The 18296-nt window shown below is 57.8% G+C and carries 18 protein-coding genes; 9 read left to right on the top strand and 9 right to left on the bottom strand.

From position 1 onward, the window contains the following. Window positions 1–157 precede the first annotated feature (157 nt). Window positions 158–1051, top strand: a complete 894-nt coding sequence (locus JQR90_RS12760; RefSeq protein WP_150347007.1) for a polyprenyl synthetase family protein — start codon at window positions 158–160, stop codon at window positions 1049–1051. Window positions 1052–1125: 74 nt separating this feature from the next. After that, window positions 1126–1350 (top strand): hypothetical protein, encoded by a 225-nt coding sequence (locus tag JQR90_RS12755; RefSeq protein ID WP_010795015.1) that lies wholly within the window; start codon window positions 1126–1128, stop codon window positions 1348–1350. A 40-nt stretch (window positions 1351–1390) separates the two neighbouring features. Here the strand turns inward: JQR90_RS12755 and pdeM are convergent, their stop codons facing one another. The 8 genes from pdeM to JQR90_RS12715 form a co-directional block, all read right to left on the bottom strand. Then, window positions 1391–2047 (bottom strand): ligase-associated DNA damage response endonuclease PdeM, encoded by a 657-nt coding sequence (gene pdeM / locus JQR90_RS12750; protein ID WP_434140039.1) that lies wholly within the window; start codon window positions 2045–2047, stop codon window positions 1391–1393. Window positions 2048–2134: 87 nt separating this feature from the next. Further along, the gene (blaOXA, locus tag JQR90_RS12745) at window positions 2135–2917 is read right to left on the bottom strand and encodes a class D beta-lactamase (protein ID WP_074823702.1); all 783 of its coding nucleotides are present in this window, start codon (window positions 2915–2917) and stop codon (window positions 2135–2137) included. Window positions 2918–3008: 91 nt separating this feature from the next. Further along, on the bottom strand, window positions 3009–5648 hold the full coding sequence (locus JQR90_RS12740; RefSeq protein WP_434140038.1) for a ligase-associated DNA damage response DEXH box helicase: 2640 nt from the start codon (window positions 5646–5648) through the stop codon (window positions 3009–3011). A 108-nt stretch (window positions 5649–5756) separates the two neighbouring features. Beyond that, the gene (locus JQR90_RS12735) at window positions 5757–6521 is read right to left on the bottom strand and encodes an ABC transporter ATP-binding protein (protein WP_416614402.1); all 765 of its coding nucleotides are present in this window, start codon (window positions 6519–6521) and stop codon (window positions 5757–5759) included. A 100-nt stretch (window positions 6522–6621) separates the two neighbouring features. Beyond that, entirely contained in the window at window positions 6622–7734 is a 1113-nt protein-coding gene (locus JQR90_RS12730) for a succinylglutamate desuccinylase/aspartoacylase family protein (RefSeq protein ID WP_010795010.1), read from the bottom strand. 60 nt (window positions 7735–7794) lie between these two features. Then, on the bottom strand, window positions 7795–8505 hold the full coding sequence (locus JQR90_RS12725; RefSeq protein WP_010795009.1) for an ABC transporter permease: 711 nt from the start codon (window positions 8503–8505) through the stop codon (window positions 7795–7797). Beyond that, on the bottom strand, window positions 8502–9242 hold the full coding sequence (locus JQR90_RS12720; RefSeq protein WP_010795008.1) for an ABC transporter permease: 741 nt from the start codon (window positions 9240–9242) through the stop codon (window positions 8502–8504). The genes JQR90_RS12725 and JQR90_RS12720 overlap by 4 nt, the downstream gene beginning before the upstream one ends. Before the next feature lie 77 nt (window positions 9243–9319). Beyond that, the gene (locus JQR90_RS12715; RefSeq protein WP_010795007.1) at window positions 9320–10099 is read right to left on the bottom strand and encodes a transporter substrate-binding domain-containing protein; all 780 of its coding nucleotides are present in this window, start codon (window positions 10097–10099) and stop codon (window positions 9320–9322) included. A gap of 251 nt (window positions 10100–10350) precedes the next feature. Here JQR90_RS12715 and JQR90_RS12710 point away from each other — a divergent pair, with 251 nt between their 5' ends. The 7 genes from JQR90_RS12710 to fecA all read left to right on the top strand — a co-directional run bounded on the left by JQR90_RS12710 (window position 10351) and on the right by fecA (window position 16448). Beyond that, complete coding sequence (locus JQR90_RS12710) at window positions 10351–10485, top strand: hypothetical protein (protein WP_256205441.1); 135 nt, start codon at window positions 10351–10353, stop codon at window positions 10483–10485. Window positions 10486–10509: 24 nt separating this feature from the next. After that, the gene (locus tag JQR90_RS12705; protein WP_010795006.1) at window positions 10510–11187 is read left to right on the top strand and encodes a M15 family metallopeptidase; all 678 of its coding nucleotides are present in this window, start codon (window positions 10510–10512) and stop codon (window positions 11185–11187) included. 74 nt (window positions 11188–11261) lie between these two features. Further along, window positions 11262–11519 carry a hypothetical protein gene (locus JQR90_RS12700; RefSeq protein WP_010795005.1) on the top strand — a complete coding sequence of 86 codons (258 nt, stop codon included), beginning with the start codon at window positions 11262–11264 and terminating at the stop codon, window positions 11517–11519. A gap of 148 nt (window positions 11520–11667) precedes the next feature. Next, the gene (locus JQR90_RS12695; RefSeq protein WP_010795004.1) at window positions 11668–12381 is read left to right on the top strand and encodes a DUF2726 domain-containing protein; all 714 of its coding nucleotides are present in this window, start codon (window positions 11668–11670) and stop codon (window positions 12379–12381) included. A gap of 148 nt (window positions 12382–12529) precedes the next feature. Next, window positions 12530–13042, top strand: a complete 513-nt coding sequence (locus tag JQR90_RS12690) for a sigma-70 family RNA polymerase sigma factor (RefSeq protein WP_010795003.1) — start codon at window positions 12530–12532, stop codon at window positions 13040–13042. Beyond that, window positions 13015–13980, top strand: coding sequence for a FecR domain-containing protein (locus JQR90_RS12685; RefSeq protein ID WP_010795002.1), 966 nt, complete (start codon window positions 13015–13017; stop codon window positions 13978–13980). The genes JQR90_RS12690 and JQR90_RS12685 overlap by 28 nt, the downstream gene beginning before the upstream one ends. Before the next feature lie 83 nt (window positions 13981–14063). Further along, a complete protein-coding gene (gene fecA, locus JQR90_RS12680; protein WP_010795001.1) occupies window positions 14064–16448 on the top strand; it encodes a TonB-dependent Fe(3+) dicitrate receptor FecA in 2385 nt (794 codons plus the stop codon). A 26-nt stretch (window positions 16449–16474) separates the two neighbouring features. Here the strand turns inward: fecA and JQR90_RS12675 are convergent, their stop codons facing one another. Beyond that, a complete protein-coding gene (locus tag JQR90_RS12675; protein WP_073449343.1) occupies window positions 16475–18193 on the bottom strand; it encodes an ATP-dependent DNA ligase in 1719 nt (572 codons plus the stop codon). Window positions 18194–18296 lie beyond the last annotated feature (103 nt).

Genomic DNA, 18296 nt, shown 5'->3' with positions numbered 1-18296 from the left:
AGTTACCTTTTTCCTGTTGCCATCGACCTTTCGTCGGCTATTGTGGTCATGAGTACGTCAAGCGGCTCTGATCTGCAAGATCAGATCAGGGAAATTGTTGAGTCGCTGGTGTCGACCATTCGTCGGCTCGCTTACATGTGCTGGAGTATCTCGACTCATGGCAACGGTATTAGTGCCAAAACTTCCGAAGGAATGCGCTTTCGAGCTTGTAACAGAGCGTGCCCGTATCGATACCCGACTAGAGGAGCTGCTTCCGCCTGTCGAGAATGATGATCTGATCGCAGCCGCCATGCGTGAGGGTGCCCTAGCGCCCGGCAAGCGTATACGGCCATTGCTCATGCTGTTGGCTTCCCGGGATCTGGATGCCTTTTCGCCGGCTATTCTGGATCTGGGCTGCGCGGTCGAGATGGTGCATGCCGCCTCGCTGTTTCTGGATGATATGCCGTGCATGGATAACGCCACGCTCAGACGCGGTCGGCCTACCATTCATGTGCAGTTTGGTGAGGATGTCGCCGTTCTGGGAGCAGTAGCGCTGCTCAGCCATGCCTTTTGCGTCGTCGCCAGTACATCAGGTGTTGCGCCTGTCCTGCGTAATCAGATGGTGTGCATGCTGACATCCGCTGTAGGCTCGCAAGGGCTGGTGCGGGGGCAGTACCGTGACCTGCGCGAAGGAGCCAAAAGCCGCAGCGCGGAGGCTATCAACAGTACCAATCACCTCAAGACCGGACTCCTGTTCACGACAGCGCTGGACATGACGACTCTGGCCGTCAGTGCCAAGCCGTCGGTCCGGGAGGGGATGCATCGTTTTGCTACCGAGTTGGGGCTGGCTTTCCAACTGCTTGATGACCTGCAGGACGGACATGGCCTGGGAAAAGATGCCCATCAGGATGACGGCAAGTCCACGCTGGTCGCGCTGCTGGGCCGTGAGTCGGTACAGGCGCAGCTCGAGAACCATCTGAGCACAGCACGCAATACGCTGGCAGGCATGGGGCTGACGGGAGGTGGGCTGGATCATATGCTGGACGCGCTGTTCGGGCAGCCCATCAGGTAAAGGCGCTTCGTAGAGAACTGCGGCGCAATCCGGCGTCTAAAGATACAGTTCAGTAAGCTACTGGAGTTTGCGCGATGCCAAAGTGGAAAATTACCTATACCAACAATGATGGCAACACGTCCGTCGTGGAAACTGAAGCCGAACAGAAACCGGATATGGAGCAAGCCGCTCAACTGGTACGGGACCAGGCGCTCGACAGTTATGACAGTTCCGATTTGCCCCAGGACTATGAGGCTCCCACGGTAGCGCTGCTGGAACGTTACGGCATCATGATTTCTGGCATTGCCCAAATGGATTGAAGAACCTCTGTTGAACGCTGCAGTAGCAGCGTTCCCAGGATCAGCCCAATGGCCAGATCCTACCATCACCTACCACAAAGATCCTTCGGCCCGGCAGGGCCTTGATCTCCCATCCGCCGGTAAAGTCACCAAAGGCCGGCAGCAACAGCACATCATTATCCAGACAGAAGCAGGGCAGGCGCAGACGCTGGCGCCCCCGGCCGCTCAGACTGAACGCCGGATGGATATGGCCCGCCAGCACAACGTGGCTGGGGTGCGATTCCGGCTCATGCTGTAACGCCAATGGACCGATCAAAAGCGGCTCGGGCACTACGTTGATCTTGAGCAAGGCGGGCGGGTCCCCTGCACGTAGATCATGATTACCTCGAATCAGGGTGATGAGCAGCGATGGGTTTGCGTTACGCCATCGCGCCAACGCACTGAGCGTAGTCGGAGCGTGGGATTCCGGTGCATGCAGGAAGTCGCCAAGAAAGTACAGGCGCTCGGTCGGGTAGGCTTCCAGCAGTGCATCCAGGCGAGCCAGGTTGGTAGCGGTGGTTCCATGGGGTACTGGCTGCCCAAGGGCACGAAAGGCAGCTGCCTTGCCAAAATGGATATCGGCAATCAACAGCGCCTTCTGCTCGGGCCAGTAGACGGCCTTGTCAGCCAGCAACCACACCTCAGTGCCGGCAAGGGATACGGGAATATGGGTACGCATGCACATGCAAGAACAGCGGAAAGCCTGCCACTTTAACAGCCTCGTTCCTGGGAGCGTAGCCTGGGCAGACAACAGGCTGCCCGGCGTCTACAGGATGCCCAGCGATCTAAGGCAATCCCTACCCAGATCAATGCGCAAGTGCCGTTCCTGAGGGTTGGGCATGTCAATATTGAGCGCAAAGGTATAGACCAGCCCCTGTTTTTCAATCCAGCCGACCCACCAGCCAAGGTCAGGGTCTTGGTTCTGAACCCAACCGGTTTTACCGTACAGCGTCCAGTCTTTTCCCTGCTCCAGACAAATCAGGTCGCGTACCGTCGCCTGTACGGTTTCGGGCAGAGGCAAGCGTTCCTGTGCCAGGCGTGCCAAAAAGCGTACCTGCTCCAGGGCGCTGATCTTGAGCGGTCCGGCCAGCCAGAAATCGTCCACACTGTCGCCTACTTGCGCATTGCCGTATTCGAGCCTGCGCACAAAGTCCTGCATGCGTTCAAGGCCGATACGTCGTGCCAGCTCCTGATAAACCGGTACGCTGGAGACCTTGATCGCATCACGTAACCCCAGGTCACGCTGCCATTCAGGAAAGGGCTGCGGTTGCCCTCCATAGGGCAGTACCTCACTCACGTTACGAATGGTTGCGGTGGAAAGACCGATCAGGCTGTTGACGATCTTGAAGGTGGAATCGGGAACAAAACGGGTGTCTGCACGTGTCCGGTCATACCCGGTAAACGTATCTGCCGAGACATCGTAAAGCACGAATGTACCCTTGAGGTTGGCTCGCTTGAACAACTGGGCCAACGTGGGACTTTCCTGCCATTCGGGCGCACGCGCCTTGGCCGACAACAATAGCAGTAAGGCACTAAAAAGATTTTTCATATCAACTACTTATGAAGCAGTTGTCAATTTTACCGCGCCAATTAATTGTGTGATATTGCACTCATCCTTTATGCTGATAAAGCGTGAATTGCTACACAGTCTTTTGCCGTTTTGTACGAGGAAGCCCGGTTTTGGTCTGACGCGGAGCACGCCCCTTGCGGCGAGCGGGCAGGTCTGATTCTCCTGCACCTAATCCCATCAGGTCATTCCCTTCGCCGGGCAGCTCGTAATCACCGGGTCCGGCGGCGTTTTCCAGATCTTGAACCATACGTGCAATCCGGTCCGCCAGTTTCTCTGAACTCATGCTTTCGCGATAACGCTCGACCAGAAGCGGAAAGCTGAAGGGAGTAGGGCGCTCAATGGCGTGCAGGTTGAGTTCAAGTGCCTGCATGCGATTCAGGGCTTTTTCCAACCTTCGTACATCCAACTCCTGGCGCAGTACCTCTTGCTCAGCCTGGGTAAGCAACAAGTTCTCAGGGTCGTATTGCTGGAACACCTGGAAAAAAAGACTGCTGCTGGCCTGTAGCTGCCGGGTACTTTTTTGCGCGCCCGGGTAGCCGGTAAAGATAAGCCCTGAGATGCGGGCGATTTCGCGGAACCGTCGCTGTGCCAGTTCACTGGCGTTCAGGCTGGCAATGACATCGGCAAGAAGCGTCGCGGTGGAAAACAGCTCGGCGTTCAGCTCCTCTTCCCAGTTCACCTTGCTAGGCGACAGCAGCTCAAAGCCGTAATCATTGATGGCAATGGAAAAGCTGATCGGTCGTTTCTGGGCGATGCGCCAGGCCAGAAGGCTCGCCAAGCCCAGGTGTGCATGTCGTCCTGCAAACGGATAGAGAAACAGGTGCCAGCCCTCTCGGGATTTCATCGTTTCCCCCAGCAAATGATTGCGGGTCGGCAGGGCAGACCACTGCTTCTGGACCTCCAGTAGCGGCTTGACCAGTTGCATTTCGGGAGAGGTCAACCGCGCCTGATCCGCCTCGGTAAGCTCATCAATGACGGCTTCGGCCATCTCGTCCGACAGCGGCATACGCATTCCGCTCCACCGTGGAGTGGCCGCTTTCTTGCTGCTGGCCCGTCGTACATAGACAGTCATGTTTTCCACACGTACCAGTTCCAGCACGCGGCCAGCAAACAGAAAATGATCACCGGGCTTCAGGCGGGCGATAAAACCTTCCTCAATACTGCCCAACTTGCCGCCACCGCCGCCTTTGGTCCAGAACTGCACCCGTAGGGCCGACTCGCTGACAATGGTGCCAATACCCATGCGATGCCGGCGGGCCAGTTGGCGGTCCGGTACGCGCCAGATACCATGCTCATCCGGCTCTACACGGCGGTAGTCGGGGTAGGCCGTGAGCGAGTGACCGCCGTGACGAACAAAGGCCAGGGACCATGCCCATTCCTCGTCCGTCAGTTCGCGATAAGCCCAGGCTGTACGGACTTCCTTGAGCAAGGCCTGCGGATCGAAACCGCCGCCCAACGCAATGGTGACGAGGTGTTGTACCAGTACATCCAATGGCTTGGGCGGCGCGCTGCGGGATTCGATTCGCCGGGCGGCCACGGCTTTCTGGGCCGCTGCCGCCTCGACCAGTTCCAGGCTATGTGTAGGCACCAGCGTGACGCGGGAGGGACGTCCCGGGGCATGGCCGCTTCGCCCGGCGCGCTGCAGCAGACGGGCAACGCCTTTGGGCGAGCCCACCTGTAGTACGCGCTCTACTGGCAGAAAATCCACACCCAGGTCCAGGCTGGAGGTGCAGATTACGGCCCGGAGTTTGCCTTCCTTGAGTCCCAGTTCAACCCAGTCACGCACTTCGCGGTCCAGAGAACCATGGTGCAGGGCAATCAGTCCCGCCCACTCGGGACGGGCCTCAAGCAGTGCCTGATACCAGATTTCGGCCTGCGCTCGGGTGTTCGTAAATATAAGCGTGGTTGCGCTGTGCTCGATCTCGTCTGCAACGTGGGGCACCATTCGTACTCCCAGGTGCCCAGCCCAGGGAAAGCGCTCCACACCTCGCTTGGGCAACAGCGTGTCTACCAGAAGGTCTTTGGCTAGCTTGCCCTGAACCAGCCGGCCTGGATGACCCGCCAACAGCACTTCCTGCGCATGGGGAAGATTACCCAGCGTGGCCGACAACCCCCAGATCACCAGTGCAGGGTTCCACTGGCGCAGCCGTGCAAGGGCCAGCTGGACTTGTGTGCCACGTTTGTTGCCCAGCAGCTCATGCCACTCATCAACCACGATCATGCGCAGGCTGGAAAAAATCTCGCGGCTGTCTTCACGGCTGAGCATCAACGAGAGGCTTTCCGGCGTGGTGACCAGCGCGGTAGGCTGACGGCGGCTCTGCCGGGCCCGCTCAGCACTGCTGGTATCTCCTGTGCGCAGGCCGACCGTCCAGTTGAGTTCCAGATCATTGACGGGGGCTTCCAATGCACGCGTTGTGTCTGCGGCCAGGGCTCGCATGGGGGTCAGCCACAGTACGCTCAGTGGCTCTGCCGCCTGCTTGCGTTTGCTGGGTTCACCCTTGGCCGTTAGCGGTTTGTCCTTGGCAAAGCTGTTGAGTGCCGCGAGCCATACGGCGTAGGTTTTGCCGGATCCGGTGGTCGCATGGAGCAGGCCCGATTCGCCATGCTCGACCGCGCGCCAGACTTCATCCTGAAAGGGGAAGGGCGACCAGCCACGTTGAGCGAACCAGGCGGCACCCAGGCGGGGGGAAGAAATCGTATCGTCAGGCAACTGATGGACTCCGTCATGCTTATGCTTCGGAGTATCAAGCGGTAGGCAGGTTCCCTTTTTGACGTCCTTGAACGGCAGAGAGAAAGCCGCCACTCAAGGACATAGGGTCTATTTCAGATTGCCGCTCAAGAACTGCTTCAGGCGTTCGCTTTGTGGCTTGACCAGTACCTCAGCGGGTGCCCCCGCTTCTTCGACGCGGCCCTGATGCAGGAAAACGACCTGTGAGGACACCTGTCGCGCAAAGCCCATCTCGTGCGTCACCATCAGCATGGTACGGCCTTCCTCGGCCAGCGCCTGGATGACCTTGAGCACTTCGCCTACCAATTCTGGATCGAGTGCAGACGTGGGTTCGTCGAACAGCATGACTTCCGGTTCCATGGCCAGGGCTCGCGCAATGGCTACACGCTGCTGCTGGCCGCCTGAGAGAAACGACGGATACTGATCGGCGGCGCGTTGAGGAAGACCTACCTTGTCAAGGTAAGCGCGAGCGCGCTCTTCGGCTTCCTGCTTGCCCAAGCCGAGCACGCGGCGAGGTGCCAGGGTAATGTTTTCCAGTACGGTCATATGGCTCCACAGGTTGAAGTGTTGGAACACCATGGCCAGCCGGGTGCGCAAGCGTTGCAGTTGAGCCTGATCCGCTACGCGCAGCCCATTCCCGTGCCGCTCCAGGCGAATGGGATTCCCATCCAGCGTCATGACACCGGCATCCGGCATTTCGAGAAAGTTGAGACACCGCAGAAAGGTACTCTTACCCGAGCCACTGGCACCGATCAGGCTGATCACATCGCCCGTCCGGGCCTGTAACGAGACACCCTTGAGCACTTCGATATCGCCGTAACGCTTATGCAGCCCTTCGACGGTCAGCTTGTACATATGAAGTCCTTGTTCCAATCAAACGGCCGTGCTCCAGACATCGGAGCACGGCCACAAGGCGGCCCGTCTGCGCGGGCTCGCCGTGTGCCAGAAACGAGCCTTACGGCGAAAGCAGGTAGCCGCTGCGATAGGCTTCGGTGCCTGCCACGCGTGCGACCGCCATGCCGGCTGTGGCCATACGGCGGTTGGCGCAGGCATACAGGACACCTGACACCGAGCTGCGGATAGGCTCCACACGATCGGCAATCGGGTCGATCACTTCGGCGATGACCTGTCCGGCTTCGATTACATCGCCTGGCTTTGCCATCAGGACCAGAACACCCCCTATAGGGCTTTCAATCGGCTCTACGGCCGCCAGCGGCGTGGCAGGGAACGGCAGCTCCGGTAGTGCAGGCGCCTCGCCAGAAATGACGCCATAGTGGGTCAGGTAGTCGAGAATGGCTTGGGCATCCTGCTCAGCCAGATCATGGGACACATCCATTTGGCCCCGCAGCTCGATCGTGACGGAAAAGCTGCCCATGGGAATGCGTTCACCGAACTGCTGATTCAGCTTCCACCACAGAAGCGTAAAGCACTCATCAAATGACTGACCGCCAGAGTCGGTGGCCAGCAGGCTGGCCTTGGAGCCCAGGTAACGGGCCAGGGGCTCTACCTGATCCCAGGCTTCCGGTGTGGTGTAGAGATGCTCTACCGCATCGAAATCGCAGTGCAGGTCGAGCACCATCTCGGCGTCACAGGCCAGTCGCTGTTGAACCAGCCGCTGAGACGTCAGCTGATTATTCGCGGTCTCACGCTCAAGTGTTGCCTTGAAGGCCTTGCGCACCAACGCCTGATTTTGTGCGGGGTCGTCGGTCAGGGTGCCTTCGATTTCAGCAATGACCTTGCTGGTCATGTCCAGGAAGCGACGGTTGAAGTTCTGCCCGGATTCCAGCTCATAGCGGCCCAGGTGAATATCCATGACCTGCTGATCCTGCCCGATAGGGTTGGCAACCGGAACCAGCACAATCTCGGCCTTCAGACGGCCTGCGTCTTCAAGTGTGCGGAGTTGATTCTTGAGTTTCCAGGCGACCAGCATGCCGGGCAGTTCGTCAGCATGCAGCGAGGACTGGATGTAGATCTTGCGGCCGCTGTCCTGCGGTCCGAAATGAAAGCTGTGGATCTTGCGATCGGTGCCGGGCACCGGAGAAATCAGGTCGTGTGTGGCGTGACGCATGAGGTAACTCCTAATGAATCAGCCCGCATCCCTGCGGGTCGTGGCATCCTGCATGAAGGGTCAGCGGGCCGGGCCGAGAAAGGCCAACCAGCGGCGCTCGGCCAGACGAAACAGGCCAATGAGCGTGAAGGACAGGATGAGGTACAGAATCGCCGCAATACCAAAGGATTGAAAAGTCAGGAATGTCGCAGTGTTGGCATCACGAGCAACCTTGAGAATATCCGGCACGGTAGCCGTGAACGCCAGCGTCGTAGAATGCAGCATCAGAATGACTTCGTTGCTGTAGTAGGGAAGGGCGCGGCGTAGCGCAGACGGCATGATGACGTGAATGTACATCCGCCAACCTGTCAGGCCGTAGGCCTTGGCTGCCTCGATCTCACCATGGGGAATATTGCGGATCGCACCTGCAAAGATCTCGGTGGTATAGGCGCAGGTGTTGAGAGCAAAAGCCAGAATGGTGCAATTCAGTGCATCCCTGAAGAACTCGTTCATCAGTGGCTGGTTGCGTACAGCTTCGATGCTGTAGATCCCGGTATAGCAGATCAGCAGCTGGAGATAGAGCGGAGTGCCTCGGAACACATACGTATAGAACTGTATCGGCCAGCGAATGAGACGGTGGCGCGATAGTCGCGCAACGGAAAGCGGAAGCGATGCCACGAAGCCGATAGCGATCGAGGCCGTCAGCAACCACAGGGTCATCGCAAGACCCGACAAACCATAACCATCCGTCCAGAGGAAGGCGCGCCAGTACTCCTGCAGGATTTCGATCATCGTACAGCCTCCCGAACACCCGCAGAATAACGACGTTCCAGCCAGTTCAGGACCTGGTTGGTCAGTGCAGTAATCAGCAGATAGATCACGCCGCCCAGGATCAGGAAGTAGAACATCTTGTAGGTGGTCTTGCCGGCTTCCTGAGTCGCGGTGACGATATCGCTCAGGCCGATGATGGAGACTAGCGCTGTGGCCTTGAGCAACACCTGCCAATTGTTACCAATGCCAGGCAGGGCAAAGCGCATCATTTGCGGAAAGGTAATCCGGAAAAAGGTTTGCGTACGTGTCATGCCATATGCGGTAGCGGCCTCGATTTGCCCCCGCGGTACCGCCAGGATCGCCCCACGAAATGTTTCGGTGAAGTACGCGCCATAAATGAAACCCAGGGTCAGTACCCCGGCGGAAAGCGGATCAATTTCGATATAGTCCCAATCCATGTAATCAGTGAACTCACCCAGCCAGCTCTGCAGGCTATAAAAGATCAGAAGCATGAGCACAAGATCAGGGACGCCCCGAATCAGCGTGGTATACAGGGCGGCGGGCAGGCGAAAGGCCTTGATGGGGGATAGTTTGGCCGTGGCGCCGAGCAGGCCCAAGATGACTGACACCACCAGCGACAGGACAGCCAGCTTCATGGTCATCCAGGTGCCTTCCAGCAGTAGAGGACCGTAACCGTGGAGTGCGAAGGCGCCCAACCCCAGGTTTTCAAGAAAGGTGTCGAACGAAGTCTGCGGCATGTTTGATCGCGCTGTTCTTATAGGTCTTGAAATGCCAACGCCTCCACAAGCGGGAGGCGCTGACGTTAAGGCGGATCTTACTTGTTGTTATAGATATCCAGATCGCCAAAGTACTTTTTCTGAATCTTCTCGTAGGTGCCGTCGGCATGGATGGCCGCGATTCCCTTGTTCAGCAGGGCCTTCATTTCGTCGTTGCCCTTGCGTACGCCAATGGCGGTATCGGCAGGCAGCAGCTCGTCACGAATCGACTGGTTGACATAATCCTTGCCTTGAGGAGATTTCATGAAATCTCCTTCGGCCTGCAACATGTCCTGCATGGATACATCGATGCGGCCCGAGGTCAGGTCAGCATAAACCTGATCCTGGTCCTGATAGCTCTGTACCTTGACACCGGCAGTGGCTAGCTTGGTCTTGGCAAAGTTTTCCTGAATGGTGCCCTGCTGAACACCAACGACCTTACCCTTGAGTGACTCGGCCGTAGGCTCTAGATTGGCACCTTTCTTCATAATCATGGACGAGTTGCCTGACCACATGCGGTCTGTGAAGTCGATCTGCTCGGCTCGCTGAGGCGTTACGGTCAGCGAGGAGAGGATGCCATCGAACTTTCGTGCCCGCAGGCCTGGGATCAGTCCGTCGAAGTCGCTGACGATCCAGCGGCATTTCACCGCCAGCTTTTCACAAATGGCATTGCCCAGTTCTACGTCGAATCCTGCAAAGCTTCCGTCCGGTGCCTTGTATTCAAAAGGAGGATAGGTGGTGTCTACACCGAAACGAATCTCCTTGATGTCCTTCGCCAGCGCAGAGCCCGCGGAAAGGCACAGCGCAATTGCGGAGAGGGTCAGCCATTTCTTTTTCATGGGTCGTCCTAATACGGATAATTGCAATAGAGTGCGTACCAGAGGTCGCGCTGCAGATGACGGGCTGTTCGCAGCAATAACCGAACCAACTGCCACTATATTGAGGTCATGTCCATAAACACAGAGTAGGCCAGGCGTCTCGTCCGGGAAGAATAAGTCAGCCTTTATTCACTATCCTGCACCTAAAATGTGCATAACTCCCTAAGAGAGCAGGAGATTGCACAGCTTTGGTGCGAAAGGGTGATGGCATCTTGAAACTGATTGATGTGCATATGGCCTGGTATGCCATTTGGGAAGTGTCACCCAAGGGAGGTGCGCTTTGTAGCAACGCAGCGAAACGGTGGGTGGATTCGAAACGATTGGATGACATGATCTTTCTGGATTGATCAAGACGTATACGGGAGCGGGCAATGCTTGACGAATGGGAGCTGACAGGCAGGGCGCGAACGCATCTGTTGCAGATCGATAACCCACGCTATGCGATCCATCGTGAGGTCTATGCGCCGTTCAAGGCAATGCAGGAGGCTGCACGGAGGGATGGATTTACCTTGCATCCATTCAGTGCCTTTCGTGACTACAAGACGCAGCTCAGAATCTGGAACCGTAAGTTTGCCGGTGAAAAGCCGTTGTATGACCGCAACGGCCAGGTGCGTGATCAGTCTGCTCTTGCCGTGGATGAGCGCATCGACTGCATTCTGAATTGGTCAGCTCTGCCAGGCGCAAGCCGCCATCACTGGGGCACCGAAATCGATGTGGTTGACCTGACCCAGGCTCCGCCAGGGTATGTCGTTCAGCTGCTACCCGAGGAGACGCAGCCCGGCGGTGTGTTTCATGAGCTGCATCTCTGGCTCGATGCGCACATCGAACAGTTCGGCTTTTTTCGACCTTATCGGGAATACCGGGGCGGTATGTATGAAGAGCCCTGGCACCTCAGTTATGAGCCGCTGGCAACCCTTGCGCTCGAATGGCTGACGTTGGATCTGCTGGAGCAGGTTGTTGCCGAGTCATCCATGTTGGGGCGGGAGGCCGTTCTCGAGCGCTTGCCGGACCTGTACGAGCGACACGTCCGTATGATCTGCGAGCGCTAGCTTCTGGATGTGCTACCCCTGATACCTTGTTCAGGCTAAGCTATTCGAAGGTTTATTGTTTTCTGGAGTTGACGGTGAAAGAGCCTCGGGCAAATGCCTCTCATGTGGGTGATCTTCCTGCACATGATGGTAAGTCGGTCGCGCTGTTCGTGCTTGCGCTCATTCTGGCACTCTTCGGTACCATCGCCATGTGTGTTGAGTTCGCTCGCGGTACTCAGCAGTACGGATTGCCGCTCATCGTCTGGATTCTGGCCTTTTTCATAAAAATGGCGGAAAGCTTTCGGCTGCGCAGTCTGCTCAAGGCCGCATACGAGTCTGCTGGCAAGCGCTGAGCCCTTAGCTGATCCCTGTTAAGCCGATGGAAGCGCAAGAGTTCATCGGCTTGCCTGTACTATCACTCATCCTGAACACCGCATCGTTATAGGCTGCCGGCGTATAACGCATCTGTTTTTATCCGCCTTTCCTGCTATTGGTCATCTCATGGTTCATCTGTTGTCAGCGCATCCCTGGCTTTATGTCGGGCTTGGCGTCGTTGTTTTTCTTTGTATCGTCATCGCGCTGCGTTCGCGTGATACCCAGCGAGCGTTTCCCTATGTGCTTAACGAAGCGCTGTTTACACCTGCTGAACGCGCCTTTTTAACCGTACTCGATGAGGCGATTGGTGAGGACTACCGCATCTTTGGCAAGGTCCGCATTGCAGATGTGGCTAGCGTGAAAGCCATTCGGGACCAAAAGAGTTGGTACAGAGCCTTCAACAAGATCAGCGCCAAGCATTTCGACTACGTCCTCTGCAACCGCGATGACCTGTCGTTCGTGGCGGTTATCGAGCTGGATGACAGCTCCCACCAGCGGCCTGATCGGCAGGCGCGGGACCTCTTTGTGGCGGGCGTCTGTCGGGCGATTGCCTTGCCGCTTATCCAGATTCCGGTACAAGGGGCTTATTCGACTGCGCAGGTGCGGGAAGAGATCATGGCTGTCTTACAGAAGGGCGGGGCCTTGACCTCGCGCAAACGCACAGCAGCCCGGCGCTCCAGCAAAGGGGAGGCGGCGAGCGAGGCAGCGTCTCCGATATGCTCGAAATGCGGCTCGCCCATGGTCATGCGCAAGGCCAGGCAAGGAAGCAATGCTGGCGCCTATTTCTGGGGCTGCAGCGCCTTTCCAGATTGCCGCAACATCGTACGCATTGAGGAGTAGTGTCCGCTGACGCTAACGTTTTATGTAATACCAGCCCATTTATAGTGGCAAGCTGAGCTTAACCCTTGTTGTAATCATCCAGGCTTGCATATAATGAGAACAATTATCATTAAGTGAATGCCTAGGATTCTAGCGCAAGGATATCGGTGTGCACGCCAGCAGTACTTCACCACAGGGGGATCTTGGCCAGCTCTATCATGAGCATCGCTCCTGGGTATTTGGATGGTTGCGCCGGCGTCTGGGGTGCTCCGATAGTGCAGATGACTTGACCCACGATACGTTCATTCGCCTCCTGGGAAGTCAGGAGCTGGGCCGGCTTGCTGAACCTCGGGCTTTTCTCATTACTGTTGCCAAGCGTGTCCTATTCAATCATTACCGACGTCAGGATATCGAGCGGGCCTACCTGGATGCCTTGGCGGCCTTGCCTGAGCAGGAGGTTCCCAGCGAGGAAGTTCGTGCTATCGCTCTGGAAACACTTCTGGAGCTGGCTCGCGTATTGGATGGATTGGCTGAACCGATCAAACAGGCTTTTCTATTGGCACAGCTGGACGGAATGCCATACGCCGATATCGCCGCACACCTCGGTATTTCGCTGGCAACCGTCAAGCGGTACATCGCCAAGGCTGCTCAGCAATGTTATTTCGCGGAGTGCATGGCGTGACAGCGCCCATCTCTCCCCAGATCGCCGAGCAGGCCGTGCAGTGGCTGGTAGAGCTGCAGGCGGGGGCAGGCGAGGAAGAGCATCGGGCCTGGCAACAATGGCGGGCCGCTGATCCTGAGCACGAGCGTGCCTGGCAGCGGATCGAGACCATCAACCAGCGGCTGCAGGGGTTGCCCTCAAAGGCTGCGCGTCAGGCTGTATTGAGCAAGCCCGCATACGGTCGCCGCGAGGCGCTGAAGCTCATGGGGGTGTTTGCCCTCCTGGGCCCGGCCGCCTGGCTCTTAAAGGAGCGTGCCGAGCCCTGGTTGGCGGACTACCACACCCGGATTGGGGAACAGCGAACGGTTACCCTGACCGATGGCAGCCGCCTTGATCTGAATACCGACAGTGCTGTGAATGTCAGCATCACGGCTACGCAGCGTCAGCTCATGCTGATTCGTGGCGAGATACTGTTACACGCTGCCCATTCAGCCCTGCCATTTTCGGTACAGAGCCAGGCAGGCATGGTCTCAACAACCCAGGGGCGTTTCAATCTTCGCAAGTTCGACGATGGCTGCCGGTTGAGTGTTTTTGCTGGCAGCGTTCAGATGCGTTGTGCCGAGCGGCCGGATCTATCCACGACCCTGACGGCGGGGCAACAGGTACGCTTTAGCGCGCATCACCTGGGTAAGGTAGTACCGCTCGATAGTGGTCTGGATGCCTGGCGTGACGGTCTGCTGGTGGCAGCCCATATGCCGCTTGGGCAGTTCATCCAGGAGCTATCTCGCTATCAGCCCGGTTGGCTGAAGTGCGACGAGCACGTTGAGAGTCTGCTGGTTTCAGGAACGTATCCACTCAAGGACATAGAAGCCATCCTGGCCATGCTGGAAGTCACCCAGCCGGTGCGCATCCAGCGGCGGACGCGCTACTGGATCAGCATTCAGCCTCGCACAGCGTGAGTTGAATATTTTCAGTCAGCGGTGAGCCTTTTCCACTTCTTGCGTGACAAGTAAGGCAGATACCCTTACTGCAGGCTGATCTCATGTCTTCCTCTACATTTATGTTGACCCCTTTAAGCCGGGCGCTTCGCCATGTCGTGTTCGGTACAGCTGTGCTGCTTGGCAGCGTGCCGCTGATGGCAACGGCGCAAACGGTTACTCAGGCTGAGGTGAGCCGAACATTTCATATTGCCCCCGGTCCGCTGGAGGCCGCCCTCAACCAGTTCGGCCAGACGGCGAATATCATGGTGGCGTTCAGTCCCGATCTGACGACGAACCGCACCACTCAAGGGCTGGAGGGTGAATTCGGTATTTTCGAAGGGTTGAGCCATCTGTTGGAGGGAAGTGGGCTTGAGGCCGTCGCGCAGAAGGGTGGCTATAGCCTGCAACCCGCTGCTGTTTCGGCATCCGCCACTAACGATGAGAGGGCAGCAGCCAACCTGGAAACCCTGACCGTGGTAGGTGACTGGCTGGGTGATGCGCAGCAGCAGGATGTATTCGAGCATCCAGGGGCACGGGATGTGATCCGCCGCGATGAGTTCGAGCGGGTCGGCGCCTCCACGGCGCGCGAAGTGCTCAACCGAATTCCCGGTGTGAATGCGCCGGAAAACAACGGAACCGGCAGTCATGACATGGCACTCAACTTTGGTATCCGAGGCCTCAATCCGCGTCTCGCATCCCGTTCGACGGTGTTGATGGATGGCATCCCGGTCCCGTTTGCACCCTATGGCCAGCCACAGTTGTCCTTTGCACCCATTTCCATGGGCAACATGGATGCAGTCGATGTGGTGCGCGGTGGTGGTGCAGTCCGCTATGGCCCGCAGAACGTGGGCGGTATCGTCAACTTCGTGACCCGTGCCATTCCTGACGACTTTACCGTCAAGGGCGGCATCCAGAACGAACTCAGCCCGTCTTCAAGTCATGACGGTATCAAGACCAGTGGCAACCTGCTCATTGGCGGTACGGGGGAAAACGGTCTGGGTGGCGCCTTGCTGTATTCAGGCGTACGGGGCGGTGACTACCGTGAGCACAGTGATACGCAGATTGATGATCTGATCCTCAAGGGTAAATACCAGCTCGATGACGCCAACAGCTTTACGGCGATCGGCCAGTACTACGAGGGCGAGGCAGAGATGCCGGGTGGCTTGTCAGTTGCCGATTTCGACAGCAATCCGTACCAGTCCACACGTCCCCTGGATAAATTCTGGGGCCGTCGTACCCTGGTCGGCCTGGGGTATCAGTATGAAGAAGACGCGCGGAAGTTCACTGTGAATACGTTCTTCACCAAGACCCTACGCAGCGGTTATCTGAATCAAGGTACATTCCAGTCGCTATCCCCCCGCGAGTACTGGGTGCGTGGGGTGGAAACCCGGTTCTCCCAGGGCTTTTCCCTAGGCGAAAGCTGGCATGAGGTGGGCATCGGCTACCGCTATGTCAACGAGGCCAGTCACGAGCTGCGATATCGGGTACCGATAACCTCCACGGAGCGGCCATCCACGTCCAGCCGCAACGATCGCGACACCCGCGGCAGCACCGAGGCCAATGCGTTCTATATCGACGACCGTATCGACATCGGCAAATGGACGTTTACCCCAGGTATTCGTTACGAGCTGATCGATTCCGAGCAGGTCAACAAGCTCAACAATACGCCTTATAAAGGTGACTACCACGCCTCGCTGCCCGCGCTGAACGTGATGTATCACGTAACCGACACCTGGAACCTGTATGCCAACACAGAGGGCTCGTTTGGTTCGGTCCAGTACAGCCAGATGCCGAACCGGGTTGCTGCTGGTGAAGTAAAGCCGGAAAAGGCACGCACCTGGGAAGTGGGTACTCGTTACGATAACGGGATCTTGAAGGCGGAGTTGGGAGCCTTTCTTATCAATTTTGATAACCAGTACGACAGCAGTCAGACGCTGGATACGGTTATCGCCCGTGGTAAAACACGCCACCGCGGTCTTGAGGCCAGCGTGGCTTATCAGCTGGAAGACCTGAGTCCGAGCCTGGCCGGATTTGATGTCTACGCAACCTACGCCTACGTGGATGCCACCATTCGTGAAGAGGGGCCAAACAAGGGTAACCGTGTACCGTTCTCGTCCAAACACAAGGGTACGCTGGGCGTAGGTTACACCCACAATGCCTGGCGCCTGGATCTGGACAGCGCCTTCCAATCCAGCCAGTACGCCGATAATGCCAATACGGTGGAGGAGAGCGCCGATGGCAGCAACGGCCGTATCCCTGGCTACATGACTTGGAACAGTCGTGCGGCTTATGACTTTGGTCCGCAACTGTCCAACCTGAAAGTAGCGGTCGGGGTGAAGAATATCTTCAATACCGAGTATTACACCCGCTCCTTTGACGACAACAACAAGGGCAAATACCTGGGGCAGCCGCGTACCGTCTATCTACAGACATCGGTCGCATTCTGAGACGTCTGTAAAGGAGGCCTGTCTGGTTAAACCAGCAGGCCTTGCAGGATGTCCAGCGTATCTGCTTCTTCAACAGGCTTGTCGTGACGCCAGCGCAGCATGCGCGGGAAGCGCACGGCAACGCCGCTCTTGTGCCGCGTGGACAGGGCTATGCCTTCAAAACCCAGTTCGAATACCAGTGTTGGCTGGACGCTGCGTACAGGGCCGAATTTCTCGACAGTAGTCTTGCGCACAATGGCATCCACCTTGCGCATTTCTTCGTCGGTCAGACCCGAATAAGCCTTGGCGAAAGGTACCAGGGTACGCTCGGTGCCCGGCGGGCCATCCCAGACGGCAAAGGTGTAGTCGGTGTATAGGCTGGCGCGTCTGCCATGGCCGCGCTGGGCATAAATCAGTACCGCATCCACCGAGAACGGGTCGACCTTCCATTTCCACCAGACGCCCATGTCTTTGGTGCGTCCCACCCCATAAAGCGAGTCCCGGGCCTTGAGCATCATGCCTTCCACCCCGAGCGTGCGGGAGCCCTCCCGCTGGTGGGCAAGGTCCTGCCAGCTTTCACCGGCAAGAAGGGGGGAGGGGCGTAAAAGAGGGCTGTTGCACTGTGCGGTGACCGCTTCGAGTTGCGCCCGACGCTCATGCTGCGGGCGGCTGCGCCAGTCATGGCCTTGCCATTCCAGCAGGTCATAGGCCAGGATGACTACAGGTACATCGTCGAGCAGCTTCTTGCTCAGGGTTTTACGACCGATGCGCTGCTGTAAGAGCGCAAAGGGTTTGACGCCAAACGGAATAGGCTCGCCGGGCGCGTGTTCGGCCTGCTGGTGGGTGACCTCTTTGCTGCTCATCAGCAGGTCGGGGCTTTCCTCGTCTTTCCAGACGACAATTTCACCGTCAATGACAGTGCCGTCCGGCAGGCAGGTGGCGAGCGCGTGCAGTTCGGGAAAACGATCGGTGACCAGATCCTCGCCCCGAGACCAGATCCACAGGCGCCCGTCGCGTTTGACCAACTGCGAGCGGATGCCGTCCCATTTCCACTCCACCTGCCAGTTCTCGACAGGCCCCAGCTGGGCATCGAATTGATCGACGGGTAGCTGGAGGGCATGCGCCAGGAAAAACGGATAAGGCTGCCCGCCACGCTGCGCATGTTCATCGTCCGACTCGGGAGCGATCAGCGCAAGGTAAGCTTCAGCAGTCGGACGATGGGACAGGTCCGTATAGCCCACCAGACGCTGGGCTACGCGCTTGGCATCCAGGCCTGCCATGGTTGCGAGCGCGCGCGTAACCAGCAGCTTGGATACGCCAACCCGAAACTCGCCGGTAATAAGCTTAAGGCTGACCATGAGACTGGGCCGGTCCAGTTGCGACCACAGCTGCGGCAGGCGCTCAGCCAGTTCTTCCGGCGCAAGGCCACGTAAGGGCAGAAGCCGCTCCTCCATCCAGACCGCCAGACCCTCATCCGAAAGATGCTTGGCGGTAGGAATAAGCAGCGACATCGTTTCTGCCAGATCGCCTACCGCCTGATAGCTCTCCTCGAACAGCCATTCCGGAAGGTTCGAGGCGGCAATCGTCAGCTCTCGAAGCTGGCGCGTGGGCACCGTTCGCCGCGGGCGTCCGCCGGCCAGGAAGTAAACGGCCCAGGCTGCATCGGCAGGCTCGGCCTGGTTGAAGTAATCCTGCATGGCCTGAAGCTTGGCATTGCTTGAGGTCGTTGCATCCAGGCGGGCATAGAGGTCGGCGAAGGCTTTCATCGTGGTCTCGCTTTCTACACAGCGTTCAGAAGCAATCAGTAACGGGCCGCTCGCGAGCCTCTGTTAATCCGATATCGCTTCGCTGTTGTTATGAGCCTGTTAT

Origin of the sequence: Pseudomonas sp. JZ114 (assembly GCF_051027705.1) — a bacterium.
Classification (GTDB): domain Bacteria; phylum Pseudomonadota; class Gammaproteobacteria; order Pseudomonadales; family Pseudomonadaceae; genus Chryseomonas; species Chryseomonas luteola.
The sequence above is the reverse complement of the archived record's forward strand: the minus strand, read 5'-3'. Positions and strand labels throughout refer to the sequence as shown.

Coding starts and splice junctions, on each gene's coding strand:
- JQR90_RS12760 (WP_150347007.1), top strand. CDS start 158: ATGGCAACGGTATTAGTGCCAAAACTTCCGAAGGAATGCGCTTTCGAG.
- JQR90_RS12755 (WP_010795015.1), top strand. CDS start 1,126: ATGCCAAAGTGGAAAATTACCTATACCAACAATGATGGCAACACGTCC.
- pdeM (WP_434140039.1), bottom strand. CDS start 2,047: ATGCGTACCCATATTCCCGTATCCCTTGCCGGCACTGAGGTGTGGTTG.
- blaOXA (WP_074823702.1), bottom strand. CDS start 2,917: ATGAAAAATCTTTTTAGTGCCTTACTGCTATTGTTGTCGGCCAAGGCG.
- JQR90_RS12735 (WP_416614402.1), bottom strand. CDS start 6,521: ATGTACAAGCTGACCGTCGAAGGGCTGCATAAGCGTTACGGCGATATC.
- JQR90_RS12730 (WP_010795010.1), bottom strand. CDS start 7,734: ATGCGTCACGCCACACACGACCTGATTTCTCCGGTGCCCGGCACCGAT.
- JQR90_RS12725 (WP_010795009.1), bottom strand. CDS start 8,505: ATGATCGAAATCCTGCAGGAGTACTGGCGCGCCTTCCTCTGGACGGAT.
- JQR90_RS12720 (WP_010795008.1), bottom strand. CDS start 9,242: ATGCCGCAGACTTCGTTCGACACCTTTCTTGAAAACCTGGGGTTGGGC.
- JQR90_RS12715 (WP_010795007.1), bottom strand. CDS start 10,099: ATGAAAAAGAAATGGCTGACCCTCTCCGCAATTGCGCTGTGCCTTTCC.
- JQR90_RS12705 (WP_010795006.1), top strand. CDS start 10,510: ATGCTTGACGAATGGGAGCTGACAGGCAGGGCGCGAACGCATCTGTTG.
- JQR90_RS12695 (WP_010795004.1), top strand. CDS start 11,668: ATGGTTCATCTGTTGTCAGCGCATCCCTGGCTTTATGTCGGGCTTGGC.
- JQR90_RS12685 (WP_010795002.1), top strand. CDS start 13,015: ATGTTATTTCGCGGAGTGCATGGCGTGACAGCGCCCATCTCTCCCCAG.
- fecA (WP_010795001.1), top strand. CDS start 14,064: ATGTCTTCCTCTACATTTATGTTGACCCCTTTAAGCCGGGCGCTTCGC.
- JQR90_RS12675 (WP_073449343.1), bottom strand. CDS start 18,193: ATGAAAGCCTTCGCCGACCTCTATGCCCGCCTGGATGCAACGACCTCA.